The following is a 13,608-nucleotide window of genomic DNA, read 5'->3' as shown; positions in this document are numbered from 1 at the left end:
TATCATCTGAACCGGACCAGCTGTGTCGCAAGACCGTGAAGGAGGAAATGATGAAGGGGCATTGGTCCAGTAGCGCTTCGCCATAGGCCTGCTGAACCTGGCCGGGTGAGCCGGGTGCCAGCCAGTTGGGGTTGGTCGGGTGTCTGCGATGTCAATGGCCAACCGAGTGCCTCTCGACTAAACTAAGTTAGTTGAACTAGATCGGAGGTGTGCCGTGGAATCCGTCAACATTCATGAGGCCAAGACGCGGCTCTCGCAGCTGATTGCTCGCGCCCAGCAGGGCGAAGGCTTCATCATTGCCAAGGCTGGCAAGCCCATGGTGCGCGTCACGCCCATCGACAGCCCGGCGCCCGAGCAGCAGAAGCGGCTGGGTTTCCTGGCGGGCGAGTTCCGCGTGCCGGATGATTTCGACCGTATGGCTGAGCAGGAAATCGCCGGTATGTTCGGGGTATGAGATGAACCTGTTGCTGGATACCCATGTGCTGCTGTGGGCTGCCGCCGAGCCGGAGAAGCTGTCGCCCGAGGCGGTGGAGCTGATCGTCGATGACGCAAACCGCCTCTACTTCAGCGCGGCGAGCCTCTGGGAAGTGGTGATCAAGAACAGCCTGCAACGCCCCGACTTTCATGTGGACCCCCACCTGCTGAGGCGTGGCCTGGTCGACAACGGCTACAGCGAGCTGAGCATCAGCGCTCAGCACACCCTGGGGGTTGCCCACCTGCCACCTCTTCACAAGGATCCTTTCGATAGGATCCTTATCGCTCAGGCAGAGGCGGAAGGCCTCCTGCTGCTCACCGCCGACGAACTCGTCGCCCGGTATCCCGGGCCGATTCGTCGCGTTTGATGTCACGCCCCTCGACTGGAGATGGACCTCTATGATCCCCGGCCTGCTAGCCAGCGAAGTCGCCGCGGCGCTGCGCGAATTCATCGTCACCGGCTATGAAACCGAAACGGCGCCGTTCAAGGGCGAGTTCCGCCGCCTGGTGGAGGAGCAGCAGGAGGGGGGGGCCTTCCTCAAGGGCCCCTATGTCTCAGTGGGGCTGCCATTCTTGACCGGCGGCGCCGGGCGGGACTTTTTTCCTGGCTTCGAGACCGAGCACCCGCCCTATGCCCACCAGGAGCAGGCGTGGCGGCGGTTGGTCTCCAGCGGGGCGGCCGCCAACGCGCTGGTGGCCACCGGTACCGGCTCGGGCAAGACGGAGTGTTTCCTCTATCCGGTGCTGGACCACTGCCAGCGGGCGGCGGGGCCGGGCATCAAGGCGATCGTGATCTACCCCATGAATGCCCTGGCCACGGACCAGGCGAAGCGCTTCGCCGAGGTGATTCACGGCCAGCCGGCGCTCAAGGGGCTGCGCGTCGGTCTCTTCGTGGGCGGCGATGCCCGAGGCTCTCAGGCCATGGGGCCGCAACAGGTGATCACCGACAAGGAGGCGCTGCGTGATAATCCGCCGGATGTGCTGCTTACCAACTACAAGATGCTCGACTACCTGCTGATGCGCCCCAAGGATCAGCCGCTGTGGGCCCATAACGGGCCGGAGACCCTGCGCTACCTGGTGGTGGACGAGCTGCACACCTTCGATGGCGCCCAGGGTACCGATCTCTCGCTGCTGATCCGTCGCCTGCGCGCCCGCTTCGAGATGACGCCTGAGCAGCTGATCTGCGTGGGCACCTCCGCGACTCTGGGGGGCGAGGAGAGCGTCGAGGGGCTGCTGCACTACGCCTCGGATATCTTCTCCAGCCCCTTCGGCCGTGAGGCGGTGATCAGCGAGCAGCGCCAGGGCGACTCAGATTTCCTCGACAACATCGCCTTTCTCTCGCCCAACCCCGAGGTCGGCCCGGAGGCGCTTCGAGAGGCGCTTCGCCAGGGGCTCTCGGCGTACCTGCACAAGGCCTACGAGCTCTACTTCAGCAAGGTGCCGGAAGGCGATCTGATGGATGATGATGCCGCATCGCATCGCCCTGGGCCGGGAGCTCAAGCAGCACGGCCAGCTGGCCAACCTGCTGCGCCAGATCAAGCTGAGTCCGGGCACGCCCACCTTTCGTGAGCTGGCCGAGCGCCTGGCGGGGCAGATCCCCGGCCGCTTTCAGCGCCAGCCGGAACTCGCCTTGATCGCGCTGCTCTCGCTGATGGCCCACGCCCGCGATGCGGTCGGCCGCCCCTTCGTGCAGCTGCGCCTGCAGCTCTGGTCCCGGGAGCTGCGCCGCATCGTGGGTACCCTGCGCGAGCCCGGGGTGCCTGCCGGTTCTTCTGAGGTGCCGGAAGAGAATGCCGCCGCCAGCCATCTGCCGCCGCTTCTCTCCTTCGGTGACGACAAGCCGCCCCGGGACCAGCGCCAGGTTCGCCTGCCCCTGGTCCAGTGCCGCGAGTGCCACGGTACCGCCTGGCTGACCCGCATGGAGATGAGCCACCCCACCGACCAGGTGGTGGAAATGGAGCTTCAGTCCATCTACTCCGCCTTCTTCGGCCAGCAGCCGGAAACCGCGCTGCTGCTGCCCTGGCAGCTGGGCGAGGCGCAGTCGCCGGCGGGCATGCGCCTGGAGCACTTCAAGGTGTGCCGCGACTGCGGCACCACCGCGCCGGTGGAGAGCACGACCGAGTGCCGGGGGTGCCAGGCCGGTGCCGATGCCCTAGTGCGGGTCAGCAAACCCCAGCAGCTCAAGGAGGTGAAGCGGGGCAGCATCAACAAGGTGATCCACGAGCACGACTGCCCCTGGTGCTCGGCGCGCTCCGCCCTGGTGGTGTTCGGTGCCAGGGCGGCAAGCCTCAGCGCGGTGGCCATCCATCGGCTCTTCAGCAGTCGCGACAACGACGACCGCAAGCTGCTCACCTTCAGCGACTCGGTCCAGGATGCCACCCACCGAGCGGGCTTCTTCGCCGCCCGCACCTGGCAGAACAACGTGCGCATGGCGCTGACCCAGCTGCTGGAGGGCAGCGGCGAGCCGATTCCGCTGCTGGAGCTGCCGGCGCGCTTCGAGGCCTGGTGGCTGGCCTCGGCCGAAGGGGAGCGAGAGAGTGGCGGGCAGGGGCGCCTGGCACTGTCGGCCTATCTGCGTGAATTCATGCCGCCGGACAAGCGCTATCGGGGTGACTTCGAGTTCTTCGAGCAGTCCGGCGAGGTGAAGGAGCCGGCACCGCTGCTCAGGCTGATCCGTGAGCGGATGCTGTGGCAGGCCCTGGAGGATCTGGGCTGGCGCTCCCAGGTGGGGCGTTCGCTCAATCGCCTGGGGATCGCGGCGCTCGCCTGGCCCCTGGAACCGGTGCGCCAGGCCGCCGCCGCCTGGGCCGAGACGGTGGACAACACCCTGGGCTACCGCATCGAGGCCCGGCCGGCCGAGGGCTTCATGCTGGGGGTGATGCAGCACCTGATTGGCCAGGGGGCGCTGGGGCTTGAGGACCTGGCCGGCTATCGCCTGAAGTTCGGCAAGGCCTACCTGCTGAGCTTTCTGAGCTATGCGCCGCCCATCGGCCCGGGGTCGCCGCGGCCGCGCTACCCGGCCACCGCCAAGGGGGAGGGCTACGAGGTGCTCTGCCAGGCCAGTGCCGCACAATCCTGGTACGAGCGCTGGCTGGCCTGCCTGAACCCGGAGACCCTGGTGGATCGCAAGCAGCTGGAGCAGGTGCTGGCGGCGGCGCTCTCGGCGCTGCGCGACAGTGGCCTGCTGAACGAGGAGGCCAACGAGCGCGGCGTGCGGCTGTGGTCCCTGCGGCCGGAGGCGCTGAGCATCACCACGGCGGTGCAGGGGGTGGAATGCCCGGGCTACCGCCCCATGCATGTGCCGGCATCCCACGCCGAGGCCTGGCTGGGGCTGCCCCTGCTCAGCGCCGCCCGCCCGGAACTGGCCTACGAGACCCCGGTGCCGGTGCGGGACTCCCTCTATGCCGGGCTCTACCGCGACGGCGAGATCCACCGGGTGATCGCCCACGAGCACACCGGGCTGCTGGCCGCCAGCGAGCGCATCCGCGTGGAGGACAGCTTTATCCATGGCAAGAAGCCCTGGGAGTACAACCTGCTCTCGGCCACTCCGACCCTGGAGATGGGCATCGACATCGGCGACCTCTCCAGCGTGCTGCTCTGCTCGGTACCGCCGGCCCAGGCCAACTACCTGCAGCGGGTGGGCCGGGGCGGGCGCCGTGACGGCAACGCCTTCGTGCTGACGGTGGCCAACGGTCGCCCCCACGACCTGGTCTTCTACGCCGACCCGGGGCGGATGCTGGATACCCCGGTGGAGCCGCCGGCGGTGTTCCTCAAGGCCCGCCACGTGCTGCGCCGCCAGCTGCTGGCCTACGCCATGGACTGCTGGACCCGCAGCGCCAGGGGTGACAACCAGATTCCCCAGACCATGCAGCCGGTGCTGGATGCGGTGGAGAAGGCCCAGGAGGAGCGCTTTCCCTATACGCTGCTGGCCTTCATGAAGCAGAACATGCAGGAGATCTGGGACGGCTTCGCCAGCCACGTGGCCACCGAGCTCGGCGGCGATGACCTGGAGCTGCTGCGCCAGACTCTGTTCGGCGGACCCCAGCACATCGACGACCGCCTGGAACTCTACCTGCTGGGCCGGCTCAAGCTGGTGGCCGACGAGCGCAGCCGCATGGCCACCACCATCAAGGAACTGGACCGCCAGCTGGAGAAGCTGCGCCAGCGCCCTCAGGACGAGCATACCCAGGCGGAGATCGCCGAGCTGGAGCGGGAGGTGGCGGGCTACCGCAGCCTGCGCATCCGGCTCAACAAGCGCGAGACGCTCAACTTCTTCACCGACGAGGGGCTCTTGCCCAACTACGCCTTCCCGGAGGAGGGGGCGACCCTGCACTCGGTGATCTTCCGCACCGAGAAGCCGGGTGGAGAGGGGGCCGAGGCGAGTGCTGCCCAGGGCGATATCAAGCGCGAGCTGGTCAAGCGGGAATACGAGTACCAGCGCCCGGCCCAGGCAGCGCTGACCGAGCTGGCGCCGGAGGCGGTCTTCTACGCCGGCAATCGCAAGGTACGGATCTCCCGAGTGGAGACCGCCAAGGGTCGCAACATCCAGCAGTGGCGCTTCTGCCCGCGCTGCCACTACTCGGCCCCGGCCGACGATCCCACCGCCGGCTTCAACGACCGCACCTGTCCGCGCTGCCACACCAACCGCTGGGGTGATGAGAGCGCACGCACCAGCATGCTCAAGATGACCCAGGTCTACGCCTTCACCAACGCCCGGGATGCCCAGCTGGACGACCGCTCAGACGACCGCGAGCCGGTCTTCTTCAACAAGCAGATGCTGATCGACTTCGACCCTTCGGACATCACCATCACCTGGGTGCTGGACGACAAGGAGCGCCCCTTCGGCTTCGAGTTCATCCGCAGCGCCCGCTTCCTGGAGGTGAACTTCGGCCGCCGGGAAGGGGAGGAGATGGCCTTCGAGGTGGCCGGTGAGGAGCTCCAGCGCGCCGGCTTCCCGATCTGCCGGGAGTGCGGCTCGGTGCAGACACGGGCGGCCGCCGCCGGCAAGCAGGAGCCCGCCCACCTGAAGTCCTGCCGCTACGCCAAGGGGCCGAAGACGCTGCCCGGTGGCAAGGCAGATACCGGTATCGAGAACTGCCTCTATCTCTATCGGCGGTTCGCCTCCGAGGCGCTGCGCATCCTGCTGCCCCGGCTCTCCAGCGGCGGCACCGAGGAGCAGGTGAACTCCTTCGTGGCGGCGCTGCAGCTGGGCCTGAAGCGGCGCTTCGGCGGCAAGGTGAACCACCTGCGGGTGGCCTACCAGAGCGAGCCCATCGGCGAGACCGACGAGCGGCGCCACTTCATCGTGCTCTACGATTCGGTGCCCGGCGGTACCGGCTACCTGCACGAGCTGCTCAGCCGGGCGGAGCATATGCAGGAGGTGTTCCGCCTGGCCTATGCGGTGATGCAGGCCTGCGACTGCTACGCCAACAGCTCTCCCGACTCACAACCGATGGACGGCTGCTACCGCTGCCTGCTGGAGTACCGCAACGCCTACGGCATGGAGAGCACCAGCAAGGCGCTGGCCCTGGAGATGCTCAAGGAGATCGTGGAGGGCGGCCACCAGTGGGTGCAGGACGAGCAGGGGCTGAGCGCGCTCTCCGGCAACCCCTGGATCGACAGCGAGCTGGAGGCGCGCTTCCCTGAGGCGCTGGCACGCTTCTCCGGCCATGAGTGCGTGGACCAGCAGCGGGTACGGGTCTCCCAGGATGTGATCCGCGGCAAGCACGGCTATCGGCTGACCATCGGCGAGCTGGCCTACGAGATGGAACCCCAGGTCGACCTGGGGATGGCCCAGGGGGTGCAGTTCGCCAGCCGTCCGGACTTCGTGCTGTGGCCGGTACGCAGTGGCCTGGCCCCGGTGGCGGTGTTCCTGGACGGCTACCGGTTCCATGCCGACAAGGCCAGCGATGACCTGCTCAAGCGCCAGGCGCTCAGGCATGCGGGCTACGTGGTGTGGAGCCTCAACTGGTACGACGTCAACCAGGTGATGGGCGACAAGGCCATGGATGTGCCGCTGCCGGCGGGCATGACCTCGCCGGAGCAGCACCATGCGGCCATCGCCGGGTTGGCGAAGATCGGCGGAATAACCAACCTGGCCCTGCACCTCGGCCGGGCGACCTTCGAGCTGCTGATGGGCTTTCTGGCGGATCAGCAGCCCGAGACGCTGGCCCGGCATGCGCTGCTCTTCGTGCTGCAGTGCCTGCCGGCAAGCCCCCTGGCCGACCCGGCCCTGAAGCAGCAGGTGATCGACTCGCTCCACGGCCTGCCCGCGGCCTTTACCGACCGTACCCCGCAGCCGGTGGCGCTGGCCGGTGCGGTGGAGCTCACCGACGACCAGGGGGCGGCGACCATCGTGCTGCGGCTGCTGGCCGGTGAGGAACTGGTCAAACGCTTCGATCTCGATAGCGCCCTGGTCTCGGTCTCCTACGCGCTGGCGCCTGGTGAACGTCGCGTGAGCAACGAGGAGGGCGCGCGCTACGCCTGGCAGCGTTTCTGGTCGGCGGTGAACCTGCTGCAGTTTCTGCCGTTGATGTATGCCTGGACCCCCGAGTCCCGTAACAGCGGCATCGCCGCCGGGCTGCTCTGGCCCGAGCGCCGCCCCGCGGCTGACGAGCAGCCGGCCGTGTCCCCGGAGCCTGCCTGGTACGCTTACCTCGATGCGTCGCTGGCCGAGGCGCTGCGGGGGCAGGAGGTCGACTGGCCGGAGGCACCCCAGGTGGGCGAGGACGTGGTCAACGACGAGGAGGAGGTCATTGGTCTCGCGGAGCTCCTCTTCGAAGCGTCGCGCATCGCCTTCCTGCTGGAGGACGATGAGGAGCAGCTGGCGGCCCGGCCGCACCTGGAATCGCAGGGCTGGCGCGTGTTGGTCGATGTGGAGGAGCTGGTGGCGGTGATCAATGGACTGGACTCGGTGAACGAGTCACAACAAGGAGCCTGATATGGTCAGTGTGGCGTTCTCGGAAAAGTACTTCGACAGCCTGCTCAAGCTAACCCCGAACGAGCAGAGCCAGGCCAACAAGGCGGTGATGCTCTTCCAGCAGGACCCGCAGCACGGCGGCCTGCACTACGAGAAGCTGACCGCCTACAAGGACGGCAAGCTGCGCTCGATCCGCGCCAACCAGGATGTGCGCATCATCCTCGCCGCCGCCGAGAAGGAAGAGCTCTACCTGATGCTCTACGTCGACCACCACGAGGCGGCCTACGCCTGGGCCGCCAAGCGCAAGGTGGAGATCAACCCCAATACCGGCAGCCTGCAGGTGTTCACGGTGGAGGAGCGCCGAGAGGAGGCCGCTCCCGCCCAGCCGGCCGCGCCGACGCTGCCGGGGCTCTTCGATGCCATTCGCGATCGCCAGCTGCTTCAGCTGGGCGTGCCCGAGGAGGCGCTACCCCTGGTGCGCCGCATGACCATCGAGGCGGACCTGGAAAGCGCTTACCACAGCGAGCAGATCCCCGCCGACGCCTACGAGGGGCTCTTCATGCTGATGGCGGGGGCCAGCTTCGAGGAGGCCTATGCCGAGGTGGTGCCCGCCGCCCCCGAGGCGGTGGATACCGAGGATTACGCCACCGCCCTGGCGCGGCCGGAGTCCCAGGCGCGCTTCACCGTGGCTGACGACGAGCAGGCGCTGCAGGAGGTGCTCAACCAGTCCATCGAGAAGTGGCGGGTCTTCCTGCACCCGGCCCAGCGGCGCCTGGCCGAAGGGAAGAAGAACGGGCCGGTGCGCGTGCTGGGTGGCGCCGGCACCGGCAAGACGGTGGTGGCCATGCATCGTGCCAGGTGGCTGGCCGAGAACGTGGCCAGTGCCCCACCGTCCGGTGAAGAACAGGGCAAGGTGCTCTTTACCACCTTTACCCGCAACCTGGCGGCGGATATCCGCCAGAACCTCAACAAGATCTGCTCCCGGCAGGCGCTGGAGCGCATCGAGGTGCTCAACCTGGACGCCTGGGTGGTCAGCTTCCTCAAGAAGCAGCGCTACGACTACGGCCTGCTGCTCGACGCCCAGCAGCAGAAGCGCCTCTGGGAGGAGGCCTATGCGGAGAAGCCGGCCACCAGCGACCTGGGGCTCGCCTTCTTCCAGGAGGAGTGGGCGAGGGTGATCCAGCCCCAGTCGATCCAGAGCCTGGACGGCTACAAGCGCGCCTCACGCATCGGCCGCGGCACGCGCCTCAACCGCCAGCAGCGCCTCGAGATCTGGCCGGTGTTCGAGCGCTTCCGCCACCTGCTGGCCAGCAACCACCTGAAGGAGACCGACGACGTCTACCGCGACGCCCGGGAGCTGCTGGAGGCCAACCCGGAGCTGCGCCCGGCTCTCTGCTCGGTGATCGTCGACGAGGCCCAGGACATGGGCTCCCAGGCCTTCATGCTGCTGCGCGCCCTGGTGCCGCCGGGCCCCAACGATATGTTCATCGTCGGCGACGGCCACCAGCGCATCTACGGCAAGAACAAGGTGGTGCTGGGGCAGTGCGGCATCGATATCCGCGGGCGCAGCGCACGTCTCAAGGTGAACTACCGCACCACCGACGAGACCCGCAAGCTGGCAGTGAGCATCCTGGAAGGAGTGGAGGTGGATGACCTGGACGGTGGCCAGGACTCCCAGCAGTTCTACCACTCCCTGATGCACGGGCCCGCCCCGGAGGTGCGCGCCTTCGAATTCATGGACGAACAGGCCGAGGCGATCCTGGCTGCTATCCGCAACCACGGTCTGGCCCCCGAGGCCTGCTGTGTGATCGCCCGTACTCACCGCGAGCTGGGCGAGCTGAAGGCCGCCCTGGAAAGCCGCGGGCAACCCTGCCGCCAGCTCGATGGCCGCAGCGCCTCCACGCCTGACGGTGAGCTCAACCTGGCCACCATGCACCGAGTGAAGGGGCTGGAGTTCGATGCGGTGTTCGTGGCCTCGGTAAACCGCGGCCTGGTGCCGCTGGCGCCGGTGGTCAACGCCGCGGCCGACGCCGTGACCCGCCGCCAGCGCGAGAACGAGGAGCGCGCGCTGCTCTACGTCAGCCTTACCCGCGCCCGCAAGCTGGCCTTCGTGTACGGCTACGGGCAGATGAGCGAGTGGTTTTGACCCGGTGTGATCATGCTATTCCGTCGTTGGATCAAGTAGCTACATCGACGGCAGGGCTTTGAATCCAGGGGGCTTTACTGTTTGGGGGCCTCCTGAGCGAGTGGCTGCGTGAAGCTTTTTTCCTTCCAGTCGCTTGATCATGGGTGATGACCGCAGTGGCCAGTGTTTCTCGGCTCCCAAATGAGCTTGTCATCCGTGCTTGCCACCTCTCCGAAACGCGAGCTGTGGCGCTTCAGCCCCCTGGAAATTTTTTTCTTGGCCCCAGGCCAGAATCCACGTGGGGATGCTTAAAACGAAACTTGTGATATTGAAAATCACTGTTGCTGTTTGTTTCGCTTTGTCAGATGATTGCGCCATCTGCTCTAGGCAACGGAGTTTTGCGATGGCAACCTTTCACTTCCACGATCTGCTGATTAACTATCCATTCGGAGAGGCCATTAGCCAGGTCCTGAACCCCCAGGAAATACGGCAAGATATCAAGGATATTGCAAACTTTTCGACCTCAAATCTCCCGACGGTTCTTTATACTGGTAGGCACCCCCCTGAAGACAGCAACATCAGGGCAAATAGCACTATTGTCGAGGAGAGATTTGCGTCCATTGCGGAGAGGCTTTATCGATTCGCTGTGTTGGATTATGTCGCTCTGCCTGAAAACCCTGAGCTACTCGACGATGACGTCCTGGATTTCCGGGCTTTCGTGGGGTTTGGTGCTATTGCCGCTGAGCTTTATGCGGCTGCATCCTATAAATCATTGACACACCTTCTGGCAGTGTTCCTGCTGCGCTACAAGATCGAGTGGATTCTTTGCGGTGAAAAGGATGGCAGTCACAGGGGAGTATTCCTGGGCGAGTATGATCTCAGCTCAGCCCACCCAGAGGTGGAGCAATATTTTTTCATTGAAGAAATTGCTATTGCTTCCGGCCTGAAGTTGGAGACCGTTAAGAATGCTCTGTCAAGAAAAGAAATTCCTCGAGATCGTTTGAAGCGCATCCCTGCTCGGTCTGCTATCACATGGATCTCCAGAAAAGAACAGTTGCCATGGGGTATAACCTGTCGCTTTATCGATGATCGCCTCCCGATCAATGGGCAGACGGCAGATGCCTGGCTTGATGTCATGACCGACTGGGAGCGCACCTATGTGGAGCCTCAGGGTAGTGTGTCGACTTGGCGAGTACCGCGGTCGAACCGCTATCTAATGATCAATTCAGGAGGGCGTAGGAAATGTATCCTGACTCTGCCTTTCGAGCCAGATGAAGGGTTGTTGTCACTTGGGGTACTTGGCGACGTTGACCGCAGTCACGAATCTACCAGCCACTTCCATGACCGAGGTTTTCCTGGAGGGCGTCCTGCCAAGCTCTGGCAAGTGACTGTGCCGTCACTCAGAGTGCTAAAGGCTGTGGTCGATCACCTTGCTCACCTATCATTGTCCATCATTCTCCCCAGTTCTGTAGAGGAAGCCTGATAATGAAACAGTTTTCCCAATTTGCCGACATAATTGAGAATATGCAGCCGCTAGGTAGCAATGATCACCTGCCTGAGTCTCTGCGGCTCACGCGTATCGGTAACATTGAAACCTACTATGCTCCATTCGAATATATCAACCGTGAGGCTCGGATCACTATCTGTGGTATTACGCCTGGGCTTCAGCAAGCCCGTAATGCCATAAATGCCGCACGCCAGTGCCTGCGAGATAAACTGCCCCATCAAGAGGTGCTTGCCCAGGCCAAGCAGACTGCAAGTTTCAGTGGGCCCATGCGGAGCAACCTTGTAACGATGCTGAATTATCTGGGGATCCCTTCATGGCTCGGAATCCATGATAGCGAACAGTTGTTCGGGAGCCACTCGCACTTGGTTCACTATACCTCAGCGCTTCGCTATCCGGTGTTAGTTAATGGAAAGAAGTATAACGGCACCCCAGCGATGTTGAAACAGTCGACATTACGCGAGCAGATCGAGACCTCTCTCCTTGAGGAGATCCGTATTTTGCCCGATAACCTTTTCTTGCCTCTTGGTCCAAGAGTGTCTGAAGTTTTTCAGTTGTTTGTCAATCAAGGTGTGTTGAGTCAGGATCAGGTGCTTGTCGGGATGCCTCATCCGTCAGGCGCAAACGCTGAGCGGATCGCCTATTTTCTGGAGCGTAAGCCCCGAGAAGTTCTGTCCAACAAGGTGAATCCCGATACCATTGATCGAGCGAGGGTAGCACTATTGGCAAAGATGTCTGCTTTGTCAGAAACTGCTTAATAATTATCTTTTAAGTGCTGGGCAGGGCGGCGGCGGGAATAAGTCTACGCTTCATCGGTTTCCGATGGTCGCCCTTGATTTCAAAAATTTCGCTCCTGCGATAGTAGGGCGATACAGCAGCAGGCAAGCTCGTCAGGAATTGTATCTATGACTCTTCGGGCTGAGGGTGAATGTACTTTATGGTGAGGTTTTTAAGTTAAATTTTATCTAGAAGAGAAGCTGGTAGATAATGAAACCTATGATCCATACGGGAGTCAGCAGCAGCACTTTAAAAAAGAGCCATGCGATTCGGCATATCAACCGGTTGATCACTTCGCAGGCCCGCAGAAAACCAAAGAAGAAGTTCATTGCGCCTCTCCTGTCCATGATCACAGCATAGCCGGGCAGCTGATCATTGACTGACATTCCACCAGGCTTCCACCACGTACAACAAAAAACGCCGCTTCGGTGTGACCCTGAGCGGCGTTTTCTCGATGTTAAGTGGTCGGAGCGACAGGATTCGAACCTGCGACCTTTGCAACCCCATTCCATTTTGATCATAAATCAGTATCCACTTACAGAAACGTATATCAACAAAAATCCATTTTGAAACAGTGGCTTGATGTTTTATCAGTGATTGCTTGTTGTTGCCCGTTGTGGGCCGTTATATCCTCCGTTTGCTACCTATTTGCTACCTAGAAAACGGGGGTCAGCGTGGCCAGCACCGCCAGTATGAAGCTCACAACCAAGGCATTGGAGCACCTCGCCAAGGAGCCCCCGGCTGATAACGTCTTCGACACCGACCTGCCTGGCTTCCATGTGCGCCCAGGCAAGCGTGGCCTTACTTTCCGCTTGTACTACCGCACGAAGGCCGGCAAGCAGAGAGTCCTGACTCTTGGTCGCTATGGCACGCTAACGGCCGCCCAGGCCCGTAAGGACGCCAATGAGGCGCTGGCCGTTGTAGCTCAGGGGGGAGACCCCAGGGCCGTTCTGGAAGCGGCCAAAGCCGATGCCGAGCGCCAGCAGCTCCAAACATTGGGGGCGTATCTGACGGGGCCCTACTCGGCGTACCAGAGCAGGAAAAAGGATGGTACCACCACCATACGGCGAATCGAGAGAGATTTTGCGGACTGGCTTGGCAAGCCCATGTCGAGCTTGACACGAGCTGACGTTGAACGCTGGCAAGCCAAGCAGGAGCTCGGCAAGCGGCCAAGAGCAAAGGACGATCCTCCCCCAAAGGCCAGGGCATTTGGCACGTTGAAGAGGTCCTACGATGCTCTCTGCGCGCTTCTGGCCCATGCTGCGGAGCGCGAGCTGATTCCTGCGCATCCCCTGAAAGGGGTCAAGCTGCAGCGTCCGGCCATGAGCAATGATGACATGGCCGATCAGGCCTCACAGCGAAGGTACCTGGAGCGCGAGGAGGTTGATGCGCTGTTTGTTGGCCTGGAAGCGTATCAGGAGGAGAAGCGTGCTCAGCGCCGGAGCAGTCGAGCCCATGGGAAGGGGTATCTGCCTGACCTAGATGACGTCGCCTATGTCGACCACGTGGCGCCTTGGATTTTAACGATGTATTACACCGGCTTCCGGCCTGGAGATCTGTTCGGGTTGCGTTGGGAGCATGTCAATCTGGACTTTCGAACCATTCGCAAGGTAATCGAGAAGACTGCTCATCATCATCCAGAGCCGATGACGTTTCTGCTGTCGACGCCCGTGGTGGAGGTGCTCAGGACCTGGCACCACCAGTCGGGTACCCCTAGAGCAGGCCTGGTGTTCCCCTCGCCACGTAACCCCGCCTTATTCATGAGACCGGCCTGAAAACGAAGATAGCGGATGGTATCCTCTTGAAAAT

The 13,608-nt window shown here is 63.2% G+C and carries 9 protein-coding genes; 8 read left to right on the top strand and 1 reads right to left on the bottom strand.

Going from position 1 to position 13,608, the window contains the following annotated elements; all coding sequences use genetic code 11:
* Positions 1–214: 214 nt before the first annotated feature.
* From B6N23_RS01420 to B6N23_RS01390, 7 genes are all read left to right on the top strand, one after another.
* Positions 215–454 carry a type II toxin-antitoxin system Phd/YefM family antitoxin gene (locus tag B6N23_RS01420; protein WP_305501454.1) on the top strand — a complete coding sequence of 80 codons (240 nt, stop codon included), beginning with the start codon at positions 215–217 and terminating at the stop codon, positions 452–454.
* A 1-nt stretch (position 455) separates the two neighbouring features.
* Complete coding sequence (locus B6N23_RS01415; RefSeq protein WP_305501453.1) at positions 456–842, top strand: type II toxin-antitoxin system VapC family toxin; 387 nt, start codon at positions 456–458, stop codon at positions 840–842.
* Positions 843–873: 31 nt separating this feature from the next.
* Positions 874–2,043 (top strand): DEAD/DEAH box helicase, encoded by a 1,170-nt coding sequence (locus tag B6N23_RS01410; protein ID WP_305501452.1) that lies wholly within the window; start codon positions 874–876, stop codon positions 2,041–2,043.
* Entirely contained in the window at positions 1,934–7,414 is a 5,481-nt protein-coding gene (locus B6N23_RS01405; RefSeq protein WP_305501451.1) for a DUF1998 domain-containing protein, read from the top strand. Before B6N23_RS01410 ends, B6N23_RS01405 begins: the two co-directional genes overlap by 110 nt.
* A 1-nt stretch (position 7,415) precedes the next feature.
* A complete protein-coding gene (locus B6N23_RS01400; RefSeq protein ID WP_305501450.1) occupies positions 7,416–9,539 on the top strand; it encodes a UvrD-helicase domain-containing protein in 2,124 nt (707 codons plus the stop codon).
* Positions 9,540–9,921: 382 nt separating this feature from the next.
* Complete coding sequence (locus B6N23_RS01395; protein ID WP_305501449.1) at positions 9,922–11,001, top strand: hypothetical protein; 1,080 nt, start codon at positions 9,922–9,924, stop codon at positions 10,999–11,001.
* A 2-nt stretch (positions 11,002–11,003) separates the two neighbouring features.
* On the top strand, positions 11,004–11,780 hold the full coding sequence (locus tag B6N23_RS01390; protein ID WP_305501448.1) for a hypothetical protein: 777 nt from the start codon (positions 11,004–11,006) through the stop codon (positions 11,778–11,780).
* A gap of 207 nt (positions 11,781–11,987) precedes the next feature.
* Here B6N23_RS01390 and B6N23_RS01385 read toward each other — a convergent pair whose 3' ends face one another.
* Complete coding sequence (locus B6N23_RS01385) at positions 11,988–12,185, bottom strand: hypothetical protein (RefSeq protein ID WP_305501447.1); 198 nt, start codon at positions 12,183–12,185, stop codon at positions 11,988–11,990.
* A 288-nt stretch (positions 12,186–12,473) separates the two neighbouring features.
* On the opposite strand from B6N23_RS01385, the gene B6N23_RS01380 reads away from it, so the two are divergent.
* Positions 12,474–13,574 carry a tyrosine-type recombinase/integrase gene (locus tag B6N23_RS01380; protein WP_305501443.1) on the top strand — a complete coding sequence of 367 codons (1,101 nt, stop codon included), beginning with the start codon at positions 12,474–12,476 and terminating at the stop codon, positions 13,572–13,574.
* The last annotated feature ends 34 nt before the right edge of the window (positions 13,575–13,608 follow it).

The sequence above is a fragment of the Halomonas alkalicola genome (assembly GCF_030704205.1).
Classification (GTDB): domain Bacteria; phylum Pseudomonadota; class Gammaproteobacteria; order Pseudomonadales; family Halomonadaceae; genus Halomonas; species Halomonas alkalicola.
Note: the sequence above shows the minus strand (reverse complement) of the source record. Positions and strands in the feature narration are given on the sequence as shown.

Bases quoted from the DNA above. Each gene is read 5' to 3' on its own strand.
- B6N23_RS01395 (WP_305501449.1), top strand. From the start codon at position 9,922: ATGGCAACCTTTCACTTCCACGATCTGCTGATTAACTATCCATTCGGA.
- B6N23_RS01385 (WP_305501447.1), bottom strand. From the start codon at position 12,185: ATGTCAGTCAATGATCAGCTGCCCGGCTATGCTGTGATCATGGACAGG.
- B6N23_RS01405 (WP_305501451.1), top strand. From the start codon at position 1,934: ATGATGATGCCGCATCGCATCGCCCTGGGCCGGGAGCTCAAGCAGCAC.
- B6N23_RS01415 (WP_305501453.1), top strand. From the start codon at position 456: ATGAACCTGTTGCTGGATACCCATGTGCTGCTGTGGGCTGCCGCCGAG.
- B6N23_RS01410 (WP_305501452.1), top strand. From the start codon at position 874: ATGATCCCCGGCCTGCTAGCCAGCGAAGTCGCCGCGGCGCTGCGCGAA.
- B6N23_RS01400 (WP_305501450.1), top strand. From the start codon at position 7,416: ATGGTCAGTGTGGCGTTCTCGGAAAAGTACTTCGACAGCCTGCTCAAG.
- B6N23_RS01390 (WP_305501448.1), top strand. From the start codon at position 11,004: ATGAAACAGTTTTCCCAATTTGCCGACATAATTGAGAATATGCAGCCG.